We start from the raw sequence: 22569 nt of genomic DNA, 5'->3' as shown, positions 1-22569 counted from the left end.
GGCCGGTCGAATCCGGATTGAGGGCAGGGCCGGGCGCCATGCGGGCGCGGATCGCAGCGCCCCCGATTCGAGGGTGCCACGGGGGTCCGACGATCCCGGACGGCGGCGGCGCGTCTTCGGACCGACGGTCCGATCGCGGGCAGCCCCATGCGGTGCGGGCGGCCGTGCTCCGGGCCCCCGGCACAAGGGTGGCGCGGGGGTATCACATTCCGGGGGTTGCGGCGAGCCGGTGAGGTGCGGATCGCAGCCCGGTCAGCGGAGCGGGATGCGGGCCCAGACTTCCTGGGTGCCGTCGCCGAGGGTTCGCGCGCCCCAGTCGGTGGACAGTTTGGACACTATGAACATGCCCCGCCCGTGCGCCGAGTCCAGGTTCACCGCGCAGACGTGCGGGTGCGTGCGCGAGCCGCCGTCGACCACGCGGACCTCCACGTCCGCCGAACCCAGCGTGTAGACCACGCACAGGTCCCCGCCCGGCAGCGGCCGGGCGTGGCGCACCGCGTTGGAGACCAGCTCGGTCGCGCACACCAGCAGGTCGTCGCGGACTTCTTCGGGGAGGTCGGGGAGCGCGTCCCGCAGCCACCGGCGGACCTGACCGGGCGCCCCGGACTGGTGGGGAACGCGCAGCCGCTCCGGTGCCTGTTTCGCAGCGGGCATGACGTCCCCCTTCCTTCTGACGTGCCGTGGGGAGGCTATACAGCAACCTACCTTTTACCAACGCATGACGCCAGCATTACCGACGCACGCGGAGTCCGTCGGCGGAGTGGGGAGTTTCACCCCGCCAAGGTCTGCCGGATCGCGGCGGGCCGGTCGGTGAAGATGAGGTCGACCTCGAGCCCGGCCATCCGGTGCGCGGTGTCGGCGTCGTTGACCGTCCAGGCGTACACCTCATAGCCCGCCTCGTGGCTGCGTTCCACGAACTCCGGGGTCGAATCGACGTAGTCGACGCGCGAGCTGAGCACCTGCACGCCCTCGGGCGGGCGCCGGAACGGGTACTCGAAGATCCACACCAGGGGCGTGTCGACGTCCAGGCCCCGCCAGGTCTTCAGCGCGGCGCGCGAGAACGACATGACCGTCACGTCCAGTCCCGGCCAGCGCTTGAGCGTCTCCCACAGCCGCAGTTCGAGCCGCGGCCCGAACTTCGAGGGGTGCTTGGCCTCGACGAGGAGCTTGATGTCCTTGCCGGAGTCGATGACGAGGCCGAAGAGGTCTTCGAGGGTGGGGATGCGCTCGGCCTCGGGGTTGCCGGCGCAGTCGGGGTGGAGGTGGGCGAAGTTGAGCCCGCGGAGCTGTTCGAGGGTGAGGTCCGCCACGGCGCCCTTGGCGCCGGCGGTGCGTTTGACGGTGCGGTCGTGGTGGAGGACCAGGTGCCCGTCGGCGGTCAGGCGGATGTCGAACTCGAACGCGTCCGCGCCCTCGACGATGGCCTGCCGGAACGCGGCGATGGAGTGTTCGGGGAGGAACTCGTTGGCACCACGGTGGGCGGCGATCAGCGGCTGGGACACCCCTTGACCTTAGACGGTGGGGCCGACGACACGGCCGCACCGCGGTGTCCGGTTCGGGAGGCGGCCGTGAACGTGCGGGGAATGGGCGTTCGCGGGGCGCTTCGGGTGGGACGGGACGGATTCGAGTGGTCGCAGGGCCACCGCGGGTGAAAGGATCGGTTGGTGGAACAGCAGGACAGGTTTACGGGCCCGGAGGCGTTCGGCGAGGGCGGCGGGCTCACGCCTCCGCAGGCGTTCGCGGAGGGCCGCGAGTTCACGCCCCCGCAGGCGTTCGCCGGGGAGGGCCAGGCCTACCGGGATCTGGGCTGGGCCAAGATCGACACCGGCCGCCCGGCCCGGACCGGTTCGGCCGAGGCCGTGTACGCGGCGGGCAAGACCCCTGCGCAGGTCGTCGGGGCGCTGCGGGCGCTGCGAGAGGCCCACCCGGCGCGGGTCGCGGTCGCGACGCGGTGCGACGAGGCGTGCGCGGCGGCGGTGCTGGAGGCGTTCGGCGACGCGGACCCGGTGCTGGTCGAGGCGGGCGTGTGCGCGGTCGGCGCGTTCCCGGAGGCGGAGGTCGGGCCGCTCGCGGTGGTGTGCGCGGGGACGTCGGATCTGCCGGTGGCGCGCGAGGCGCAGCTGATCGCGCAGGCGAACGGGATCGACGCGCGCCTGGTCGCGGACGTCGGCGTGGCGGGGCTGCACCGGCTGCTCGACAAGGTCGCCGACCTGCGGGAGGCGGCGTGCGTGATCGTGGTGGCGGGCATGGACGGGGCGCTGCCGAGCGTGGTGGCCGGCCTGGTGTCGGCGCCGGTCGTGGCGGTGCCGACGTCGGTGGGATACGGGGCGGCGTTCGGCGGGCTCGCGCCGCTGCTGACGATGCTGAACTCCTGCTCGCCGGGGGTGTGCGTGGTGAACATCGACAACGGGTTCGGGGCGGCGATGGCCGCGGCCCGGATCCTCGGCGTGAAGGCGGCGCTGTGACGGCGGGGCCGGTCGGGTGGCTGGACTGCTCGGCGGGCGCGAGCGGCGACATGTTCCTGGGCGCCCTGGTGGACGCGGGGGTCGGGCTCGACGTGATGCAGGCGGCGGTGGACGCGCTCGGGACCGAGCCGATCCGCTTGAGCGCCGAGAGGGTCACGCGCCACGGCCTGGTCGCGACGCTGGTCGGCGTGGAGGTGCCGGAGGTCGAGACGGACCGGCGCTGGCGTGCGATCCGGGACTTGATCGAGGGTGCGGATCTGGACGAGCGGGTCCGGGAGCTGGCGCTGGGGGCGTTCGCCCGTTTGGCGGCGGCCGAGGCCGCGGCGCACGGGATCGACGTCGAGGACGTGCACTTCCACGAGGTGGGCGCGCTGGATTCGATCGCGGACATCGTGGGGGCGGCGGCCGGCCTGGCGTCCCTGGGGGTCGAGCGGTGGACGGCGTCGACGGTGACCGTGGGCGGCGGCACGACGCGGGGTTCGCACGGGTCGATCCCGCTGCCGGCGCCGGCGGTGCTGCGGGTGCTCGCGGACGCGGGCGCTCCGGCGGTGGGCGCGGTGCCGTATGAGGCGTGCACGCCGACGGGCGCGGCGATCGTCGCGGCGGCCGCGGGGGACTTCGGTCCGCTGCCGGAGATGGTGGTCGAGCGGATCGGCGCGGGCGCGGGCGGGCGCGACCCGCGGGAGCGGGCGAACCTGCTGCGGATCGTCGTCGGCCGCACGGTCGAACCGGCGAGGGCCTCGGGCCGCGCGCATCACGGCGAATCCGCTGCGCACCATCACGATCCGGCATCGCACGGACACCGGCACGATGCGGCCGGGGCGCACGGACACGCGCCGGCCACCGCAGACCACGGGCGCGCACCGGCTTCCGCCGGGCACGGCGCAGCGGCCTCCGGGGGCCACGGGCACCACTCGGGCTCCGAAACCCATGGGCACCAGCATGATGCGAGCCGGGAGCACGCGTCCGCGCCTGGCGGCGACGAGGGCCGCGCGCCTTCGGGGCGGCCGGTCGTCATCGAGACGAACGTGGACGACCTCGACCCGCGCTTGTGGCCCGCGGCGCTGGCGGCGCTCCTCGACGCGGGGGCCTCGGACGCGTGGCTGACGCCGATCCTCATGAAGAAGGGCCGCCCGGCCCATACGGTGCACGTGCTGTGCCGCGCCGAGGCGGTCGCGGCGGTTCGGTCGGCGCTGGTGCGGCATACGACGACGATCGGCATGCGCTCCTACGAGATCGACAAGTACGCGCTGGAGCGCCGCTACACGCATGTCACTGTGGACGGTTGCGAGATCGGGGTGAAGATCGCCCTGGAGGACGGCGAGGTCGTGAACGCCTCGGTCGAGTACGAGGACGCGGCCGCGGCGGCCGTGAAGTTGGCACGTCCGGTCAAAGTGGTGATCGCGCAGGCCACTGCGCTTGCGGCCGAACGGTATTAGCCGGACCGCGGCGGTGGGGCGGGACCGATATCCTGCCCGCATGATCGATTTCGAGAACGGCTCAATTTTCAAGCTCAAGCTGACCGACGACCCCGCGTTCCGCGACGAGGTGCAGCCGCTGCTGGCCGACGGCGAAGCGGTCGCGCTGGCCTTCGAAGGCGTGCGGGACTTCGTGGTCTTCACGAACAAGCGGGTCATCGCCGTGAACGTCCAGGGCGTCACCGGTCGCAAGAAGGACTACGCCTCGCTGCCCTACAACAGGATCCAGGCCTACTCGGTGGAGACCGACGGCCTCATGGACAACGACGGCGAACTGGACATGTGGTTCTCCGGGCTCGGCAAGGTGCGCTTCGAGTTCAAGGAGAACGTCGACCTCCCCGCGATCGCCAAGCACATCGCCAACGCCACCCTCTGATCCTGGATCCAACTGCCCCGCAACGTGATCGCTCGGGACGGGAGGATCGGCCAGGGGACACTGCTCCCCGGTCCCTCCCGCCCCCGGCGCCCGCCGGCCGTCCTCAGTGCCCATGGAATCCATTGAGGTCATTACGATGAGCGCATGATCGACTTCTCGAACGGCTCACTCTTCAAGCTCCAGCAGATCGACCCCGGGAGCATCGCCTCCGAGCTGCAGCCGCTGCTCGTGCAGGGCGAGCAGCTGGTGTCGGCCTTCAAAGGGGTGCGGGACTATGTGGCCTTCACCGACAAACGCGTGATCGCCGTCAACGCCCAGGGCATCACCGGAAAGAAGCGCGACTACACCTCGCTGCCCTACAGCAAGATCCAGGCATTCTCGGTCGAGACCTCCGGGCACTTCGACCTCGACGCGGAGCTGGACCTCTGGTACAGCGGGCTCGGCAAGGTGCGCTTCGAATTCAAGGGCAAAGTGGACATCCGCACGCTCGCCAACCTCATCGGCGTGTACGTGCTCTAGCGGCGATCCGGGCGGGCCTTCACGTGGTGCCTACGGACGGCCCGCCCGGTGCCACCGTTCCCGGACGCCTGGTCCGGGAACGGCGCTCCTCGCGGCGTCAGCCGTGGGAGTGCGCCGAGTCGACGGCCGGGACCTGCCCGATCGACTCGCCTTCGCCGAGGACCACGAACTGGCCCATCATCCCCGCGTCCTCGTGGGCGAGGATGTGGCAGTGGTACATGTACGGCAGGTTGGGGTCGGTGTAGTCGGTGAACCGCATCGCCAGCCGGTACTTGCGCTGCGGGACGAGCTGCACGGTGTCCTTCCAGCCCCGCAGGCGCGCGGGCGGCTCCTCGCCGTCCACGTCCAGGACCTGGAACTGGACGTCGTGGACGTGGAAGTTGTGCAGGAACCCGTCCGCGTTCGCGACCTCCCAGACCTCGACAGAGCCCTCGCGGACGCCGAAGTCGATGCGCTGCAAGTCCATCGACTCGCCGTTGATCTGGTTGAAGCCCGACAGCGAGAACGAGCGCTCCTCGGCCGGCTCGGTGTCGGCCAGATCCGGTGCGGCGCCCATGGTCTCGGGGATCGCGGTCGTGTCGGTCAGGCTCTCGGCGGCCCGGAACTCGCAGATGTCGAGCGTGTCGTCGGCGCCGTTGACGCGGCCGAGCGGGCCCGAGTAGCCCTCGTCGGCCGGGTAGGAGCGCAGGACGGCGGTCTCGCCGGGCTCGAAGCCGACCACGATCTCGGCGCGCTCGCCCGGTGAGAGCTGGAGCCGGTCGGTCTCCGAGGCGCTCGGGAGCAGACCGCCGTCGGTGGCGATGAGCGAGAACGGGCGGTCGTCGTCGAACCCGAAGTTGTACAGGCGCGAGACCGAGCCGTTGAGCAGGCGCAGGCGCACCAGGCGGGTCGACACGTCGAGGTAGGGGCCGAGGGTCCCGTTGACGAAGACCTGGTCGCCGAGGAGGCCCTGCATGCTCATGAACGAGCCGTTGTCGTCGAACTGGTTGTCGCCGTCGAGCTTCCGGTCCTGGACGATCATCGGCACGTCGTCCACGCCGTAGGTCTTGGGGAGGTTCAGGCCGTCGGATTCGTCGTCGTCGACGATGAACATCCCGGCCAGGCCGCGGTAGACGTGGTTGCCGGTGCGCCCGTGGGGGTGCGGGTGGTACCAGAGGGTCGCGGCGGGCTGGTTGATCATCCACTGGGGAGCCCAGTCGCCGCCGGGGGCGACCTCCTGGTGGGGTCCGCCGTCCATGACCGCGGGCAGGTGCATGCCGTGCCAGTGGATCGAGGTGCCCTCGTCGAGGCTGTTGCGGACGGCGAACGCGACCTCTTCGCCGCGCTTGGCGCGCAGCGTCGGCCCGAGGAAGGCGCCGTTGACGCCCCACGTCTCGGTCTCACGGCCGTCTTTGAACGCGACCGCGCCCGACTGGATCTCCAGGTCGAACCGCCGCGCGCCCGAGGGGTCCTGGGTCGACTCGGCGAGCGGGGGCACGGCGAGGGGGTTGGTGAAGTCGACCTTGCCGGCGGTGTCGAGCTTCGAGGTGGTCCAGAAGTACCCGATGGCGCCGGCGCTGCCGAGCGCGAGCGCCCCGACGCCGCTGCCGACGCCGATGAGTGTCCACTTGAGTGCTTTTCGCCGCTTCATGAGGGCAATGTTCGTGCGAAGGCTCGGCGCGTACATCGGGCACAGGAAGGCAATCGGCGTACCACTGAAGGGTTACGCGGAGCGGGGCGCGTCAACCCCCGGTAGCGGTATACACGAACCCGGCCGGGCCGCACCGCAGGTCAAGCCGAGTCCAGTACGCGCAGGCGCACGGCCGCCAGAGCGCAGCAGCGGTCGCACCGCCGCAGGACAGGGTTGCGGCGCCGGTCACGGCCGTCCCCGAAGCGGCGCGGGACTGACGGGCCGTCGACCGGTCGCAGTCCGCCCGACAGCGGCGGCCTTCCGCTCGATCGCCGGAGCCTACTGACTCCAGCCGAACGGACCTCGGAGCTCGATGCGGTGTCTCGGCGCGGGCCGGCGCCGATCGGGCCATGGCCCGCCCCGCCTCCGCGTCGCGCGCACTCGCTGCCGGCGGGTCCCGTCAGTCGTCAGTGAGAAAGCCGCGCAGGTGCGCGGCGTTGACCGCTGCGGCTCTGCCTGCCACTTCGAGTTTCGCCATCGCCCGCGAGAGGTGCACGCTCACCGTCTTCTCGGAGATGTACAGCTCGGCCCCGATCTGCCGGTTGGTCATCCCCCGCGCCACCAGCCGCAGGACCGCCAGCTCCCGGGGGGTCAGCGGCGTGGAGGTCGGCACCGCCGCGTCGAGCCGGGCCCGTTCGGCCAGCTCGCACAGCGCTTCGGCGAGCGGGGTCGCGCCCAGGCGGATCGCCGTGGCCTTCGCGTCCGTCAGCACCGCGGCCGCCTCGGCCCGGGACTCCCCTCCCTGCCCGGCCAGCAGCGCCTCGGCCAGGCGCCAGCGCGCGTACGCCTGCCGGTACGGCTCGGCCCACTCCCATGCCGAGCCGATCGGGATCGCACCGGTGTCGCCCGCGCCCTTGCCCGCTCCGGCGCGTTCGAGGAGCGCCAGCGCCTCGGAGGCGACCGGGTCGTTCAGGGCGAGTTCGAGCCGGTCCTGCTCGGCGAGCGGCGCGGCTTCGCTTGCGGCCGTGTCGTTCTCGATGCCGTGTTCGCCGGTGGCGTTGCGGTAGTCGAAGGCCGCGGCGGCGGCGCGCCACAGTTCGGGGTCGCCTTCGCCGTAGAGGCGGGACTCCTCGGCGTCGAGCTGGGCGACCCAGGCGTGGCCCTCGGGGCCGAGCGTGCCCGACAGGGGCTGGCCGTGCTCGAGGAAGAACCGGGCCCGTTCGGCCAGGCGCTCGCCCGCGGCCACCGCGTCTTTCGCGGCGTTCGCGTCGCCGCTGTGGCGGTGCTGCTGGGCGATGTCGGCGGCGGCCCCGATCCCGGCGGCGCACACGGAGATGCCGGCGAGGTAGTAGCCGCGCATGCGGGTCATCTTCTCGGTGGCGCGCTCGACGCGGCGCAGCGCGTCGGCCGGGCGGCCCCGCCAGCGGTCGAGTTCGGCCCCGCACACCGAGGCCAGCGCGAGGACCTGGCCGTCGATCTGCCAGCGGTCGGCGAGGTAGCCCAGGCGCCGGTCGGCGGTCTCGAAGCGGCCGCGCGCGACGTCGACGAGGAGCACGGCGGCGGCGACGCGGGTGAGCACGACGCCGGGCATGACGCTGGAGGCCATCTCGCCGTTGGCGTCGACGGCGTCCCAGCGGCCGACCATGTAGTTGCAGATGACCTGCCGGACGGCGATCTCGATGCCGAAGGCGCTCCACTTGTCGCCGGTGCACCGGGCCCGTTCGGCGCCGCGGTCGAAGTGCGCGAGCGCTTCGGGGATCCGGGAGAACTCGGTGAGGACGAGGCCGTTGTTGAAGTGCACGCGCAGTTCGACCTCGTGCCAGCCCTTGCCGCGGACCAGGTCGAGGGCTTCGTTGTTGCGCTCGATGGTCTCCTCAAGGGACAGGGTGCCGCCGCGGAACGCGGCGATGCTGTCGGTGAGCATCGCGTCGGCCTTGGCCGCGAGGTGGCCGTCGTGCTCGTCGGTGGCGCCGGAGGCGGTGACCGCGTCCGCGGTGGCGACGGCCCGGGCGCACCACAGGGCGGCCTCCTCGTACCGGCGCAGGGAGTAGGTGGTGCGGGCGACCACGGCCTGGGCCCAGGCCTTCACGGCGCGGGGCTCCTCGTCCTTGACCAGTTCCCAAGCCTCCCAGGCGATCCGGTGGGCCTCCTGCTCGTCTCCCTCGATGGTCAGCAGCAGCTTGGCGTACTTGCGGCGGGAGGAGGCGCCCATGATGGGGTCGCCGGAGGCGTCGGCGAGGCGCACCGCGGCCGCGGAGAACGACTGGGCGCGTTTGATCTCGCCGGAGGCCCCGGCGTTGGCGGCGGCCCGGAGCGTCAGGCGCAGTTCGGTCAGCCCCTCGGGCCGCTTCTCGGCCGGGACGCGGCCGAAGAGGGTCAGGGCCCGCTCGAGGTGGAGCAGGGCCTCGGCGGGGGCGGCGAGCTCCACGGCCTCGTCGGCCGCGCGCACTGAGGCGGAAAGGGCGCAGGGGAGGTCGCCGGACTCGTGTGCGTGGTGGGCGAGTTCGGCCTCGGCGCCCTTGCCGTGGTCGTCGGCGAGGGACTCGGCGATCCGCTGGTGGTACCGGATGCGTTCGCCCGGAAGGAGGTCGCTGTAGACGGCCTCGCCGAGCAGGGCGTGGCGGAAGGCGTACGTGTCGGGGCTCTTCTGGACGATGATCCCGTGGGAGATCGCGGCCCGCAGGGCCTGGTCGAGTTCGCGCTCGTGCCGCAGTCCGGTGTCGTCGAGGAGGGACCAGGCGGCGGCGTTGAGGCGCCGGTAGGTGAAGCGCCGGCCCATGACGGAGGCGAGCTGCACGACCTGCTTGGCGGCGTCGGGGAGGCGTTCGAGCCGGGCGAGGAGCACTTCGGCGAGTTCGAAGGTGACCGTGTGGGTCTCGGCGGCGGCGAGCTCTTCGGCGAGGAACGCGTTCCCCTCGGAGGCGGCGGCGATCTTGGAGACCGTCTCCTCGTCGAGCCCGGTGTTGAGTTCGCGCACGAAGTCGGCGGCGTGCTGGGCGTCGAAGGGGTCGAGGTGCAGGCGCTGCACGGCGGGCAGGCGCACGAGCTCGGCCAGGAGGGGGCGCAGGGGGTGGCCGCGGTGGAGGGCGTCGGACCGGTAGGTGCCGAGGATGAGCACGCGCTGGCCGGTGAGGCGGGAGGTGAGGAAGGCGAGGAGGTCCCGGCTGGAGCGGTCGGCCCAGTGGAGGTCTTCGAGGGTGAGCACGACGGGCCCGGCGGAGGCGAGGTCGGCGAGCGCGGCGTGGAGGGCTTCGAAGAGCCCGAGGCGGCCGAGGTCGCCCTCGGCGGCGGTGGGGTGGCCGGGCAGGAGGGGGCGCAGGCCGGGGTGCGCGGCGACGAGTTCGGGGTTGTCGCGGGCGAGGGTGCCGATGATCTCGGCGAAGGGCAGGTAGGGGAGGGCGGAGTCGGCGGTGTCGAGGCAGTGGCCGGTGACGGTGAGGACACCGTCACCGGCGCTGTCGTTGAACTCGTGGAGGAGCCGGGTCTTCCCGACCCCCGCGTCACCGGAGACGAGCACCGTGGCCGGTCGCCCCTGCCTCGCGGCGGCGAGCGCGTCGCGGAGCGCGGCGAGCTCGCCGTCTCGGGCGAAGAGGGGGAGATCGGAACCAAGGCGCGGCATGTCAGCAATCATGACATGCCCCTATGACGCAGCGGCGTGTTCATTTCGCGGGCTGGACCCGGCCGGACCCGCCTCGGGGCGGTCCTTGCGGCCGAGCGCACGGGCGACGCGCTGGGCGACGCTGCCGTTGGAGGTGCCGTCGTGCCGGACACGGGTGCCGGCCCGGCGGGTCTCCTTCGCGGCCTTGATGAGGCTGCGGGCGAGCCGCTCGTTCTCGGCGTCCTTGATGAGCTCCTCGGAGCGGGTGTAGTGCATGTAGTGGAAGTCGAAGTCGTTCATCGCGTTCCTTCGGTATCTGACCGGAGCGGTTCCGGCCTGATACCAATGCTCCGGCTGAGGCCCGGCACGGGGCATCAGCATTCCGCGTCGAGACTGCCCTTACACGCCTTAGTTCTCGGCCCCTTACCCCGAAAACCCCTTACTCGCGGCTGAGGGGCCTTACCCTCGACAGGCGCGAGGGCCACCAGACGGCCTTCCCGATGTCGAACGTGAGCGCCGGGACCAGCAGGGACCGGACGATGACCGTGTCGAGCAGCACCCCGAAGGCCACCACGAACGCGATCTGCGCCAAAAACAGGATCGGCAGCACCGCGAGCGCCGAGAACGTGGCCGCCAGGACCACTCCGGCCGAGGTGATGACCCCGCCCGTGGCGACCAGCCCCCGCAGCGTCCCCGCCCGGGTGCCCAGGCGCGCCGACTCCTCGCGGACCCGCGTCATCAGGAAGATGTTGTAGTCGATCCCCAAGGCCACCAGGAAGACGAAGCCGAACAGGACCACTGTGGGGTCGGCACCGGGGAATCCGAAGAGGTGGTTGAACACCAGGGCCGAGACGCCCATGGTCGCCCCGAACGACAGCACCACCGTCGCGGTCAGCAGCAGCGGCGCCAGGATCGACCGCAGCAGCAGCATGAGCACGAGGAGGATCACGGCGAGCACGATCGGGATGATGACCGTCCGGTCGCGCTCGGAGACCGTGAGCGTGTCGAGCTGAATCGCGGTCGGCCCGCCCACCAGGGCGTTCGCGCCGTCGACGGCGTGCACGGCCTCGCGCAGGCGCTCCACCGTGGCCATCGCGGCGTCGCTGTCGGGGGCGTCCTCCAGGACCGCTTCGACCTCGACCAGGCCGTCCGCCTCCACGACCCGCCCCGAGGCGTCGGTCTTCGCCGACGCTTCCGCGACCCCGTCGACCTCGGCCGCCGCGAGCACCGCGTCGAGCGATCCGGCGTCGGCGACGATCACCGCGGGGGCGCCCGACCCGGCGTCGAAGTGCTCGGCCAGGACCTCTTGTCCCGCAACGGAGTCCACGTCGGTGAGGAACACCTCCGTCTGCGTCGTGCCGTCGGCCTTCAGCTGCGTCATGAACGCCGCCGCGATCACCAGGCCCGCGGCCGTGGTCAGCCACACGGCCCGCGGCCGGCGGCGGACGAGCGCGGCCACGCCCGACCACAGGCGCGAGCCCGCGCGTTCGGCGCCGGTGCGCCGCGGCCAGAACGCGGCCCGCCCGAACAGCGCCAGCACCGCGGGCAGGAACGTCGTGGCGGCCAGGAACGACGCCCCGATGCCGATCGCCGCGACCGGGCCCAGGCCCCGGTTCGACTCCAACTGGCTGAACAGCAGGCACAGGACGCCGAGGACCACGGTCCCGGCCGAGGCCGCGATCGGCTCGATCGTCGCGCGCAGGGCCCTGCGGACCGCGCCGAAGCGGTCCGCGCCGGCCCCGAGCTCCTCCCGGAACCGCGCCACCAGCAGCAGCGCGTAGTCCGTGGCGGCGCCGAACACGAGGATGGACAGGATGCCCTGGCTCTGACCGTTGAGGTCGATCACGCCCGCGTCGGCCAGGACGTACACGGCCGCGCTGGCGGCGGCAAGGGCGAAACCGCACGACAGCAGCACCAGGACCGGCAGCAGCGGGGAGCGGTAGACGAGCGCGAGGATCACCGCGACGACCGCGGCGGCCACGAGCAGCAGCAGGCCGTCGACGCCGCCGAAGGCCGCCCCGAGGTCGGCGCCGAACGCGGCCTGTCCGGTGACGAGCACGTCGAGCCCGTCGGGTCGCCCGTCCTCCAGGACGGAGCGGATCTCCTCGACCGCGTCCGAGGCCTCCGCGCCGGCGCCGATGAGGACGATCATTTGCGCGGCCTCGGGGTCGGCCCCGTCGGAGAGCTGCGGCGGGATCGGCGGGCCGGCGTTGAACGGCAGCGCGGCCAGGGCCGCGCTCGCCGATTCGAGGTAGTCGAGGTCGGCGGCGTCGAGGCCGCCGTCGCGCTCGGCGACGATGATCGCCGGGACCGCGTCGGTCTCGTCGAAGGCGGCCCGCAGCTCGTTCACCTCGGTGGACTCGGCCGAGGACGGCAGGAACGCCGAACCGTCGTTGGAGGCGACCTCGCTGAGCTTCCCGGCGTACGGTCCCGCGAAGGCGCCCAAGGCGAGCCATGCGAGCGCCAGCAGCGCCGGGATGAGCCGACGCAGCCGTGTGACGGGGCGGGGCGGTCGTTCGGGGGCCATGGGGTCTCCTCGCGTCACTGCGACCGATGCTTCCATCGGCGGATAGTTCGATGATCGAAATAGTAAACTACTGAACGACACTGGACACGGATTGGACGGCGTGCATGACCCGCGACACGCAAGGCGAGAACGCGCCCTCTGACCTCGACCTTACGAGGCTGCTCCAGACGCTGACGGTCGAGTCGGACCGGTACGCCGAGCGCTTCGGCTCCCGCCACGGGCTCCACCGCACCGACGTCAACGCGCTCGCGCTCATCCTCGCCGCGGCCCGCCGCGGCGAGCCCATGTCGCCGTCCGCCCTCGCGAGGGAGCTGGGGCTGAGCCCGTCGGCGACGACCGCGCTCATCGACCGCCTCGAAGCGGTCGGGCACGTCGAGCGCGAGCGCCCCTCGGGCGACCGGCGCCGCGTCGCCCTCCACGTTCCCGAAGCGGGCCTTGAGGAAGGGCGCAAGATGTTCGTGCCGCTCGCCGAGGCCTTCGCCGACTCCTGGGCGGGCTTCGGCCCCGCCGAGCGGGAGGTCGTCGCCCGGTTCCTGGACGTCAGCACCGAGGCGATGAAGGCCGTCAGCGCCGAGTGGGCGCCGCCTCACGAGAGCCAGCGCCGCCGGTAGGCCCCGTCGGGGTCGAACCGGGCGGCCTGGCGCTCGTGGCTGAAGCGCCGGTACGGCTTGGTGTCGTTGCCGGTCCCGGCCGTCCACTGCCAGTTCCCGGCGTTGTTCGCCTCGTCGTAGTCCACGAGGTGCTCGGCGAACCAGGCCTCGCCGCGGCGCCAGTCGAGGCCGAGGGTCTTGGTGAGGTGGGCGGCGCAGATGAGCCGGGCCCGCCCGGGCATCCAGCCCTCGGCCAGGAGCTGGCGCATCCCCGCGTCCACGATGTCGATCCCGGTCTCGCCGCGGCGCCAGGCGTCGAGGGCCCCGGGGTCCTCGGCCCAGTCCTCGTCGCCGCGGTAGGCGGTGTCGGCGAGGCCGGGGAACGCGGCCAGGACCTGGTAGTGGAAGTCGCGCCAGCACAGCTGCCGCACGAACGCGTCGGGCAGGCGCCCGTCGGCGGCGAGCGCGCGCGGCGAGAGGCACCCGAAGGCCAGGTACGGGCTCAGCCGGGAGGTGGCGTCGGCGGCGAGGTCGTCGCTGCGCTCGGTGTAGTCCTCGGCGCGGGGCGCCCACGCGTCGAGCCGGTCCGCCGCGGCGCCCTCCCCTCCGGGGAAGCGCGCGTTCGCCTCGGGCGGGACGTCGAGGACCGCGAAGGGGTCGTCGCCGTTCACGCCGTCGGGCGTCGGAATGCGCTCGGGGGCGGGTTCGACCGGGCGCCGCCGGGTCCGCGACCAGGCGCGCCAGTACGGGGTGAAGACCTTGTAGTGGTCGCCGCCGCCGCTGGGGAGCACGGCGCCGGGCGGGACGGCCGTGACGCCGGCGGTGCGCAGCAGCAGGACGCCGGCCGCGTCGCAGGCCTGTCGAAGGCGCTCGCGCAGACCGGACTCGAAGCGGCCGAAGTCGTCGGCGCAGCTCACGCCGGCGGCGCCGTGGGCCTCGCACACCCGCATCACCTCGGCGACGGTGTCGCCGCGGCGCACCAGCAGGTCGGCGCCGAGGCCGCGCAGCGCACCGCGCAGGTCGGCGAGGGACTCGGCCAGGAAGCGCCGCCGCGCCGGGGACGTCGCGCGTCCCGGGTCGTCCACGTAGAGCGGTACGACCAGGTCGGCCGCGCAGGCGGCGGCGAGCGCCGGATTGTCGTGGACGCGCAGGTCGCGCGTGAACAGCATGACGGCGGTTCGCACCGGTGGTCTCCTCGCAGGGCTGCGGCCGGGGCCGCCCGCGTCGCGGACGGTCCCGGCCGGACGGCGCGCAGGCCTTAGGCGGGCATGAGCACCGAGTCGATGATGTAGACGGTCGCGTTGGCCGTCTGGACGTTCCCGCAGACTACGTTCGCGGAGCCGTTGACGGTCCACTCCTCGCCGGAGCCGGCGACCTCGAGCGTGTCGCCCTGGAGCGTGGTGAAGGTGCCGCCCAGGTCCTCGGGCGCGATCTGCTCGCCCACCACGTGGTAGGTGAGGATGCTCGTGAGCATGTCCTGGTCGGCCAGGACGGCCTGCAGGTCGGCCTCGGGAATCGCGGCGAACGCGTCGTTCGTGGGCGCGAACACGGTGATGTTCTCGGCCGAGTTCAGCGTGTCCACCAGGTCGGCCTCCGTCACGGCGGTGACCAGTGTGGACAGCACCGGGTTGTTGCTGGCGGCGGTCGCGACCGGGTCGTCGGCCATGCCGGCGAAGCTGCCCTCGCCGTCGGCCGGGACGGCCGAGCAGGCGTCGCCGAACTCGCCCGAGGCCATCTCCTCTTCGGTGGTCTCCTCGGGTGCGGCCTCTTCGGTGGCGGCCGTGTCCTCGGACGAGGCGTCCCCGTCGTCGGAGCACGCGGTCATGGCGAGTGCGAATCCGGCGGCGGCGAGGAGCGCTCCGGTGCGGGTCAGAAGTCGATTGCTCATTGGTCTTGCCTCTCTTCATCGGTTCCGGGGCGCGAACCCCGGGTTTCACTTGCGGTCTATTCGGCGGTGACGACGACCGAGTGCCATCCGGTGGCGCCGTCGGGGAACGGCGTGCGCCGCTCCCGGGTCTGGGTGTCGCCCTCGGCGTCGGTGGCGCGGACCTCGAGCTTGTGGCGGCCGGGGTCGGCCTCCCAGGTCCACGACCACTGCCGCCACGTGTCGGTGCCGATCACGGGCGCGAGGTCGGCCTCGTTCCATTCGCCTTCGTCGACGCGGACCTCGACGAGCTCGACGCCGCGGTGCTGCGCCCAGGCGACGCCGGCCACGGTGGTCGCTCCGCCGGCGACGGTCTTGAGCGGCTTGGGCGTGTCGATGCGCGAGAACGTCTTGATCGGGGCCTCGGCGGCCCAGTCGCGGCGGACCCAGTACGGGTCGAAGTCGGCGAAGGAGGACAGCTCGATCTCGACCAGCCACTTGGTGGCCGAGACGTAGCCGTACAGGCCGGGGACGACCATGCGCACCGGGAAGCCGTGCTCGAGCGGCAGCGGCTCGCCGTTCATGCCGACCGCGACGAGGGCGTCGCGCCCGTCCGTGCAGACGGCGGTCGGGGTCCCGGCGGTCCAGCCGTCCTCGGAGCGCGAGACGACCTGGTCGGCGCCCGGTTCGGGTTCGGCCTCGGCGAGCAGGTCGGCGAGGGGCAGGCCGAGCCAGCGGGCGTTGCCGGCGAGGGTGCCGCCGACCTCGTTGGAGACGCAGGAGATCGTGATCTCGCGCTCGACCAGGTCGCGTTCGAGGAGGTCCCGGTAGCTGAGCTCGATCGGATGCTTGACGCGGCCGGTGATCTTCAGCCGGTAGTCGTCGGGGAGCACGCGCGGGATCACCAGCGCGGTGTCGACGCGGTAGAAGTCGGCGTTCGGCGTCACGTACGGGGTGAGGCCCTCGATGTCGAGGCCTTCGCCGGCCGGGCCGACGTCGACCGCGGCGGGGAGCCGGACGGCGTCGCGGGCGGCGTCGACTTCCCCCGTGCCGCCCAGGCGCCATCCGGCGGCCCCCGCCACGCCTGCCCCGGCCAGGGCGATGAGGACGCCCCGGCGGTCGACGGCCCTGCCGGGCACGGGCGGCTCGGTGGCGGCCGTCCGTCGGTACAGCAGCCACAGCACGAGCGCGCCGCAGGCGGCGCCGGCGATCGAGGGCAGGGCCCAGGCCGCGTTCGCGGCCGGGCGGGTCAGTGCGGCGGCGGCCCCGGCCGCGCCCAGCAGGGCGAGGGCGGTGTGGCCGACCGCGATCCGGCGGACCGCGAGGATGCCGACGACGGCGGCGGCGACCAGGAGCACGGCGCCGATGGTGAGGAGGAGGACGAGTTTGTCGTTCGCCCCGAAGGTCCGGATGGCGAACTCCTTGACCGGCTCGGGGACGGCGTCCACGACCGCGGCCCCGACGGCCGCGACGGGGGCGCTGCCGGGGGCCACCGCCGCGGCCACCAGCTGGGCCGCCGCGAGGGCGGACCCGGCGCAGGCGATGCCGGCGAGGGCTGCGATCGGTTTGCCGTTCATGCCGGGGATTCGGTGCCGGTCGGCTCCCGGATGGGTCCGATCGCGAAATAAATCAGGAGGAATTCCGTGGACGGCATGAAAAGCGGCGCGGACCTGGACGTTCATCCCGGTCCGCGCCGCTTCCTGGGGCCTACGCGTCGAGCGCCACGTCGGCGACCATGGGCAGGGTCGGCTCGTCCGAGCCGCCCGCCGGTTCGTTGGTGACGCCCACGACCCGGGTGTCGCCGAGTCCTTCGACGAGCATGGTCGCGGAGGCGTCGCCGGCGTCCATGACCCCGGCCGACACCTGCCCGGCCTCATTGACCTTCCACACCTGGTAGGAGCGGTCGTCGCCGGGCGCGGCCAGGTCGGAGACGACCACGACGGCCTGGTCGAGCGCCTCCGAGGCGATCACGGTGACCCGGCCCCCGCCGTCGGGCTCCTGATAGGAGACCTCGGCGTCGGCCGCTTCGAGCACGGCCGCGATCTGGTCGCCCCGGCTCTCCCCGCCCGGCTGCTGCATGACCGCCCAGGTCCCGAAGATCCCCGCGAACGCGGCGACCACCGCGAGCGCGGCCGCCCCCAGGGCCAGGCGCAGGCGCGACTGGTGCCGGGCGCGGGACCGGTGGGCGCGGCCGCGGCGGCGCGGTTCCGGTTCGTGCGCGACCGGGGCCTCCTGGCGGGTGCGGCGCACCTCGGCCAGGACGCTGTCGCGCAGGCGCGGCGGCGGTTCGGTGATCGTGACGTCGGCGAGGCGCGCGACGGTCTCGCGCAGTTCGGCGGCCTCCTGGGCGCAGGAGGCGCACGCGGCGAGGTGGCGTTCGACCCGGGCGCGCTCGTCGGCGTCGACCGCGTCGAGGGCCCAGGCGCCGATCATGGTGTGCTCGTCCGTGCTCATCGGGCCACCTCCAGGCAGTCGCGCAGTTTGACGAGCCCGTCGCGGATGCGGGACTTGACGGTGGGCACGGCCGCGTCCAGCAGGGTCGCGACCTGCCGGTAGGTGTGCCCGCCGTAGTACGCGAGGGTGACGGCCTGGCGCTGGAGCTCGGTCAGGGTCTTGAGGCAGCGGCGGACCTGGCGGTGCTCCAGGCGCCCGGCGGCGGCCTCGGCGACCTGGTCGTACTCGGGTTCGACGGACTCGGCGGCGGCGCGCCGCTCCCGGTCCCCGGCGGCCTGCGCGGAGCGGACCCGGTCGACGGCGCGGCGGTGGGCGATCGTCGTGATCCACGCCGAGGCCGAGCCGCGGTGCTCGTCGAAGCGGGTCGCGGTGCGCCACACCTCGACGAGGACTTCCTGGGCGACCTCTTCGGCCTGGGCCGGGTCGCGGACGATGCGCAGGCACAGGCCGTAGACGCGCCCGGACATGAGGTCGTAGAGCGCGGCGAAGGCGTCGTCCTCGCCCAGCGCGGTGCGGTGCAGCAGCGCTTCGGCCGTGGCGGGCTCGGCGCCCGCCACGACGGACAGGCGCGGCTGGTCCTGTCGGCGTCGGGCTTCAGGCCCTTGGTCAAACATCATCGCGCTCCCCGCGCTAGGTCGGCGTTCTCGATGGTGGTTCGGAGCCGCACGGGGAGCGGATGGGTCGCCTCGGCGCTTTTCTGCGCCGCCCGGCTCAGGCCTTCGGCGGCGCGACCTCGACCTGCGCCTTGACGACGCCGATCGGGCAGGTCAGGCCGTTGGGGCCGTGGTTGCAGTAGCCGTTCGGATTGTGGTGCAGGTACTGCTGGTGGTAGTCCTCGGCGAGCCAGTAGGCGCCGGCGGGGACGATCGCGGTGGTGATCGGGCCGAGCCCGGCCGCGCGCACCAGCGGTTCGAACGCGGTCTTGCCCTCCTCGGCGGTCGCCTGCTGCTCGGGGGTGGAGGTGAAGACGACGGACCGGTACTGGCTGCCGATGTCGTTGCCCTGGCGCATGCCCTGCGTCGGGTCGTGGTTCTCCCAGAACACCTTGAGCAGGTCCTCGTAGTCGACCTTCTCGGGTTCGAAGACGACCCGGACGACTTCGGCGTGGCCGGTCAGGCCCGTGCAGACCTCCTCGTAGGAGGGCTTCTCGGTGTTGCCGCCCATGTAGCCCACGGAGGTGGTCCAGACGCCGGGGACGCGCCAGAACAGCCGCTCGGCGCCCCAGAAGCAGCCCATGCCGAAGTAGGCGATGTCGGCGCCGGGCCCGGGGGAGCCTTCGACGGGGTGCTTCAGGATCGGGTGCGTGACGCTCATCGGGCAAGTCTGTCACGCAGGAACTACACCGTCCACGACGACGGCGAAGCGGCGTATTTCCCTCGCCGCCGCCCACCCGGGCGCATTAACGTCGGTGCATGGTTTCGAGAATCAATCAAGTCACGTTCGACTGCCGCGACGGCTACGCGCAGAGCCTGTTCTGGGCCGAGGTCACCGGCTACATCGAGCACCCGGACGAACCGAACGCCCCGGAGCACGAGGAGAACTACATCAGCGCCGACGGCCGCCGGCCCGGGCTGCTGTTCATCAACGTGCCGGAGGGCAAGGAGGTCAAGAACCGCCTCCACCTCGACCTCTCGCCCGAGGACCGCACCCGCGACGAGGAGGTCGAGCGGCTCATCGCCCTCGGCGCGACGCTCGTGGACGACCACCGCAAACCCGACGGCACCGGCTGGGCCACCATGGCCGACCCCGAGGGCAACGAGTTCTGCGTCGAGCGCTCCGACAAGGAGCGGGAGACCACTCCCTGAATCCGGGCAAGTCCGGCGCCAGCCTTCAAAACGGACTTCCGTGGGCCCCCGAATACAAGGGTGACACGGGGGTCCGACAAGACAGTCCGACCGCACGGTCGGGCGGGGCGACCCGAAAGCGCCGTCCGGCGTCGCAGCCGCGGTGCGGCCCTGCGGCACACGACCGCGGGCGCCCCGATCCGGGGCGCCCGCGGTGCGAAATCTGTGTGGCGTCGCCGCCGAGGGGGGCTTTACTTCTCGGCCACCGCGTCGGCTTCGCCGTCGCCGTTGAGGTCCACGGCCGCGGCGTCGTACTTGCCGTCGCCGTCGTTGTCGAGCAGCACGGTGTCGATGACGCCGTCGCCGTCGGTGTCGACGGCCTTCATGTCGGCGACGCCGTCGCCGTCCACGTCCACGTGGTACTCCACCGAGCCGTCCTCGTTGCGTCGCACGCCGACCGTGTCATCGCTGCCGTCGCCGGTGATGTCCATCTTGTGTACTTCGTCGAAGCCCATGAGGCAAGCCCTCCGTGTCGTTGCTGAAGATCTGTGAAGATGCCGAGTGTTGTCTGCACGATAGCGTGCCTATCCATGGGCAGTGGTAGTCGCGTCGGTTAGCGTAGGGACATGCATGAGGGTCACGGGTTTTCCACACGCGCCATCCACGCCGGGCAGGAGCCCGATCCGCTGACGGGCGCCGTCGTCCCGCCGATCTACGCGACCTCCACCTACAAGCAGGACGGGGTCGGGGGCCTGCGCGGCGGGTACGAGTACTCGCGGTCGGGCAACCCCACGCGCACCGCCCTGGAAGCCTGCCTGGCCTCGCTCGAAGGCGGCACCAGGGGCTTCGCGTTCGCCTCGGGCCTGGCCGCCGAGGACGCGATCCTGCGGGGGCTGCTGGGGCCCGGCGACCACGTGGTCATCCCGAACGACGCCTACGGCGGCACGTTCCGCCTGTTCGACAAGGTCGCGACCCGCTGGGGCCTCAAGTACTCCGCGGCCCCGATCACCGACGTCGCCGCCGTCGAGGCGGCCATGAACGCCGACACGAAGATGGTGTGGATCGAGACGCCCACCAACCCGCTGCTCAACATCGCCGACATCGAGCACCTCGCCGACCTGGCCCACCGCCGCGGCGCGATCGTCGTCGTCGACAACACCTTCGCGAGTCCCTATCTCCAGCAGCCGCTCGCGCTGGGCGCCGACGTCGTGGTCCACTCGACCACCAAGTACGTGGGCGGCCACTCCGACGTCGTCGGCGGCGCGGCCGTCGTGGGCGATGACGAACTCGCGGAGAAGATCGCGTTCCACCACAACGCGCTGGGCGCCGTCGCCGGCCCCTTCGACGCGTTCCTCACCCTGCGCGGCGTCAAGACCCTCGGTGTCCGCATGGACCGCCACTGCGACAACGCCGAGCGCGTCGCGGAGTTCCTGGCCGGCCACCCGAAGATCGCCGAGGTCCGCTACCCCGGGCTCGCCGAGCACCCCGGGCACGACGTGGCGGGCAAGCAGATGAAGCGCTACGGCGGCATGGTCTCCTTCCGCCACAAGGACGGCGAGCAGGCGGCGGTCGACGTGTGCGCCCGCACCGAGGTGTTCACGCTCGGCGAGTCCCTCGGCGGCGTCGAGTCGCTCATCGAGCACCCCGGGCGCATGACCCACGCCTCGGTCGCCGGCAGCGCCCTCGAAGTCCCCGGCGACCTGGTTCGCCTCTCCGTCGGCATCGAAGACGTCGACGACCTCCTGTCCGACCTGCGCCGAGCCCTCGGCTAGCGCCGCACCGGCACCCCTGTCCCCCGCGAGAAAGGACGAGCAGTGAGCTGGTCGGGAACTACCGCGCAGCAGATATCGAAGGCGGTTCGGCGCGGCGACGCCGACGCCTCGATCGTCGTCGACCACCACCTCCGCCGCATCGAGGACCACCGCGAGTCCGAGGGCGCCCTCACGAGCGTCCGCAAGATCGAATCGCTCGCCGAGGCCGCGGCCGTGGACGAGATCGAGAACCGCGACGCCCTGCCCGCCGCGGGGGTCCCGGTCGCCGTGTGCGAGCAGCTCCCGGTCACCGGGCACGCCCCGCGACTGGGCTCGAACGCCGCGGTCCTGCCGATCGCGGACACCGATCACCAGGCGGTGCAGCGCATCCGCGGCGCCGGCGCGGTGATCGTCGCTTTCGGACGGTCGTCGGAACTGGGCCTGTGGCCCGCGACCGACGACGACGGGAACGTCCCGGCCAATCCCTGGCGGCCCGACCGCGGCATCGGCGGGCCCTCGGGCGGCACGGCCCTGGCCGTGGCCACCGGCGCGGCCCCCATCGGCATCGGCCTCGACGGGCCCGGTTCGGCCGGCGGTGTGCGCACCGCCGCGGCCGCGTGCGGGATCGTGGCGTTCAGCCCCGAGCACGTCCCGGCCGACATCAACGCCGACCCGGACCACTGGCTCGGCGGCCACGTCGGCGTCATGGCGACCACGGTGGAGGACACCGCGCTCGCCTATGCCGCGCTGACGCACCGGCATCCGCGCTCCACCGGCGACCCGGGACGGCTGCGGATCGCGGCCTCCAACATCGCGCCGCTGCCCGCCCGCGTCGACGACGACGCCACGAAGTGGCTGCTCAAGGCCGTCAGGTCGCTGACGGACCTGGGACACGACACGTTCCGGGCCAAGCCGCGCTTCGGCGCGCGGCTGACTCCGGCGTCCTCGGGCGCGTGGACGTGCGCCGCGTACCTGCGCAGCCTCAAGTGCGGGCCGGACGGGCTCCAGCGGCGCACGAGGCGCCTGGTGTCGGTCGGCGAGCGGACGTATCTGCGCGGCCTGTTCGGCGGGGTGCTCGGCGACGGCAACCGCGTGCGCCGGCACCTGGAGGACTGGTTCGACCTGGAGGACTACGACCTGCTGGTGACGCCGGGGATGCCCGCGGCGCCGCCGGAGGCGAAGGAGTGGTCGCTGGAGACGCTGCGCTCCAACGTGGGCCACCTGGCCGGGGCGGCGGCGTTCACCGCGCCGTTCGGGCTGGCGGGGCTTCCGGCGCTGGTGGTCCCGGTGGGGATGCGCTCGGACGGCGCGCCCGCGACGGTCCAGCTCGTCGGCCCGCCCGGATCCCAGGGGCGCCTCTTCGACGTGGCGGCCCAGCTCATCGCGAAACTCCGCCCGAGGCGCTACGCCCCCGGGCTGAGCTGGGACTGATCGATCCGCGGGTGCCGTGGCGATCGCCACGGCACCCGATCGGGTGACAGGCGCGGCCCGCGCTTCTCGTCGGACCCCCGCGGGAAGGTGGGAGCTACCTTTCCCCGTGGTGGGTGGGGGCTC

21 protein-coding genes are annotated in these 22569 nt (G+C 72.7%); 8 read left to right on the top strand and 13 right to left on the bottom strand.

Going from position 1 to position 22569, the window contains the following annotated elements:
* Positions 1 to 252 precede the first annotated feature (252 nt).
* Both BLQ63_RS11380 and BLQ63_RS11375 read right to left on the bottom strand, forming a co-directional pair.
* Positions 253 to 654: an ATP-binding protein gene (locus BLQ63_RS11380; protein WP_091033762.1), complete on the bottom strand. Its 402-nt coding sequence runs from the start codon at positions 652 to 654 to the stop codon at positions 253 to 255.
* Between the two features lie 116 nt (positions 655 to 770).
* Positions 771 to 1502, bottom strand: coding sequence for a glycerophosphodiester phosphodiesterase (locus BLQ63_RS11375; RefSeq protein ID WP_091033758.1), 732 nt, complete (start codon positions 1500 to 1502; stop codon positions 771 to 773).
* A gap of 162 nt (positions 1503 to 1664) precedes the next feature.
* On the opposite strand from BLQ63_RS11375, the gene larB reads away from it, so the two are divergent.
* The 4 genes from larB to BLQ63_RS11355 all read left to right on the top strand — a co-directional run bounded on the left by larB (position 1665) and on the right by BLQ63_RS11355 (position 4838).
* Positions 1665 to 2465 carry a nickel pincer cofactor biosynthesis protein LarB gene (larB, locus tag BLQ63_RS11370; RefSeq protein WP_091033754.1) on the top strand — a complete coding sequence of 267 codons (801 nt, stop codon included), beginning with the start codon at positions 1665 to 1667 and terminating at the stop codon, positions 2463 to 2465.
* Positions 2462 to 3904: a nickel pincer cofactor biosynthesis protein LarC gene (larC, locus tag BLQ63_RS11365; protein WP_091033749.1), complete on the top strand. Its 1443-nt coding sequence runs from the start codon at positions 2462 to 2464 to the stop codon at positions 3902 to 3904. Before larB ends, larC begins: the two co-directional genes overlap by 4 nt.
* A gap of 40 nt (positions 3905 to 3944) precedes the next feature.
* Entirely contained in the window at positions 3945 to 4319 is a 375-nt protein-coding gene (locus tag BLQ63_RS11360) for a PH domain-containing protein (RefSeq protein WP_091033746.1), read from the top strand.
* 144 nt (positions 4320 to 4463) lie between these two features.
* Positions 4464 to 4838, top strand: a complete 375-nt coding sequence (locus BLQ63_RS11355; RefSeq protein ID WP_091033742.1) for a PH domain-containing protein — start codon at positions 4464 to 4466, stop codon at positions 4836 to 4838.
* A gap of 97 nt (positions 4839 to 4935) precedes the next feature.
* On the opposite strand, the gene BLQ63_RS11350 is transcribed toward BLQ63_RS11355, so the two are convergent.
* The 4 genes from BLQ63_RS11350 to BLQ63_RS11335 all read right to left on the bottom strand — a co-directional run bounded on the left by BLQ63_RS11350 (position 4936) and on the right by BLQ63_RS11335 (position 12572).
* Positions 4936 to 6468: a multicopper oxidase family protein gene (locus BLQ63_RS11350; RefSeq protein WP_091033738.1), complete on the bottom strand. Its 1533-nt coding sequence runs from the start codon at positions 6466 to 6468 to the stop codon at positions 4936 to 4938.
* 439 nt (positions 6469 to 6907) lie between these two features.
* A complete protein-coding gene (locus tag BLQ63_RS29625) occupies positions 6908 to 10066 on the bottom strand; it encodes a LuxR family transcriptional regulator (protein ID WP_177154886.1) in 3159 nt (1052 codons plus the stop codon).
* Positions 10067 to 10087: 21 nt separating this feature from the next.
* A complete protein-coding gene (locus tag BLQ63_RS11340; protein ID WP_091033732.1) occupies positions 10088 to 10345 on the bottom strand; it encodes a hypothetical protein in 258 nt (85 codons plus the stop codon).
* Positions 10346 to 10484: 139 nt separating this feature from the next.
* Positions 10485 to 12572, bottom strand: coding sequence for an MMPL family transporter (locus BLQ63_RS11335; RefSeq protein WP_091033726.1), 2088 nt, complete (start codon positions 12570 to 12572; stop codon positions 10485 to 10487).
* A 104-nt stretch (positions 12573 to 12676) separates the two neighbouring features.
* Here BLQ63_RS11335 and BLQ63_RS11330 point away from each other — a divergent pair, with 104 nt between their 5' ends.
* Positions 12677 to 13183 (top strand): MarR family winged helix-turn-helix transcriptional regulator, encoded by a 507-nt coding sequence (locus BLQ63_RS11330; RefSeq protein WP_091033723.1) that lies wholly within the window; start codon positions 12677 to 12679, stop codon positions 13181 to 13183.
* On the opposite strand, the gene BLQ63_RS11325 is transcribed toward BLQ63_RS11330, so the two are convergent.
* The 6 genes from BLQ63_RS11325 to msrA form a co-directional block, all read right to left on the bottom strand.
* Positions 13159 to 14346 (bottom strand): cryptochrome/photolyase family protein, encoded by a 1188-nt coding sequence (locus tag BLQ63_RS11325; RefSeq protein WP_091033718.1) that lies wholly within the window; start codon positions 14344 to 14346, stop codon positions 13159 to 13161. The two genes, BLQ63_RS11330 and BLQ63_RS11325, sit on opposite strands and share 25 nt — an antisense overlap.
* A 74-nt stretch (positions 14347 to 14420) precedes the next feature.
* The gene (locus tag BLQ63_RS11320) at positions 14421 to 15050 is read right to left on the bottom strand and encodes a fasciclin domain-containing protein (RefSeq protein WP_091033714.1); all 630 of its coding nucleotides are present in this window, start codon (positions 15048 to 15050) and stop codon (positions 14421 to 14423) included.
* Between the two features lie 56 nt (positions 15051 to 15106).
* Positions 15107 to 16603 carry a molybdopterin-dependent oxidoreductase gene (locus BLQ63_RS11315; protein ID WP_091033709.1) on the bottom strand — a complete coding sequence of 499 codons (1497 nt, stop codon included), beginning with the start codon at positions 16601 to 16603 and terminating at the stop codon, positions 15107 to 15109.
* A gap of 130 nt (positions 16604 to 16733) precedes the next feature.
* Positions 16734 to 17480 carry an anti-sigma factor gene (locus BLQ63_RS11310; protein ID WP_091033705.1) on the bottom strand — a complete coding sequence of 249 codons (747 nt, stop codon included), beginning with the start codon at positions 17478 to 17480 and terminating at the stop codon, positions 16734 to 16736.
* Positions 17477 to 18094: an ECF RNA polymerase sigma factor SigK gene (gene sigK, locus BLQ63_RS11305; RefSeq protein WP_091033956.1), complete on the bottom strand. Its 618-nt coding sequence runs from the start codon at positions 18092 to 18094 to the stop codon at positions 17477 to 17479. Before sigK ends, BLQ63_RS11310 begins: the two co-directional genes overlap by 4 nt.
* 97 nt (positions 18095 to 18191) lie before the next feature.
* A complete protein-coding gene (msrA, locus tag BLQ63_RS11300) occupies positions 18192 to 18794 on the bottom strand; it encodes a peptide-methionine (S)-S-oxide reductase MsrA (protein WP_091033702.1) in 603 nt (200 codons plus the stop codon).
* 98 nt (positions 18795 to 18892) lie between these two features.
* Between msrA and BLQ63_RS28395 the strand changes: the two genes are divergently transcribed.
* Complete coding sequence (locus BLQ63_RS28395; RefSeq protein WP_091033698.1) at positions 18893 to 19285, top strand: VOC family protein; 393 nt, start codon at positions 18893 to 18895, stop codon at positions 19283 to 19285.
* A gap of 230 nt (positions 19286 to 19515) precedes the next feature.
* Here the strand turns inward: BLQ63_RS28395 and BLQ63_RS11290 are convergent, their stop codons facing one another.
* Positions 19516 to 19779 carry a hypothetical protein gene (locus tag BLQ63_RS11290; protein ID WP_091033693.1) on the bottom strand — a complete coding sequence of 88 codons (264 nt, stop codon included), beginning with the start codon at positions 19777 to 19779 and terminating at the stop codon, positions 19516 to 19518.
* 111 nt (positions 19780 to 19890) lie between these two features.
* Between BLQ63_RS11290 and BLQ63_RS11285 the strand changes: the two genes are divergently transcribed.
* Positions 19891 to 21036, top strand: coding sequence for a cystathionine gamma-synthase (locus BLQ63_RS11285; protein WP_091033689.1), 1146 nt, complete (start codon positions 19891 to 19893; stop codon positions 21034 to 21036).
* A 42-nt stretch (positions 21037 to 21078) separates the two neighbouring features.
* A complete protein-coding gene (locus BLQ63_RS11280) occupies positions 21079 to 22446 on the top strand; it encodes an amidase (RefSeq protein WP_091033684.1) in 1368 nt (455 codons plus the stop codon).
* The last annotated feature ends 123 nt before the right edge of the window (positions 22447 to 22569 follow it).

Origin of the sequence: Glycomyces harbinensis, assembly GCF_900101745.1 — a bacterium.
Taxonomy (GTDB): Bacteria; Actinomycetota; Actinomycetes; order Mycobacteriales; family Micromonosporaceae; genus Glycomyces; species Glycomyces harbinensis.
This window is presented reverse-complemented; position numbering and strand designations above follow the sequence as displayed.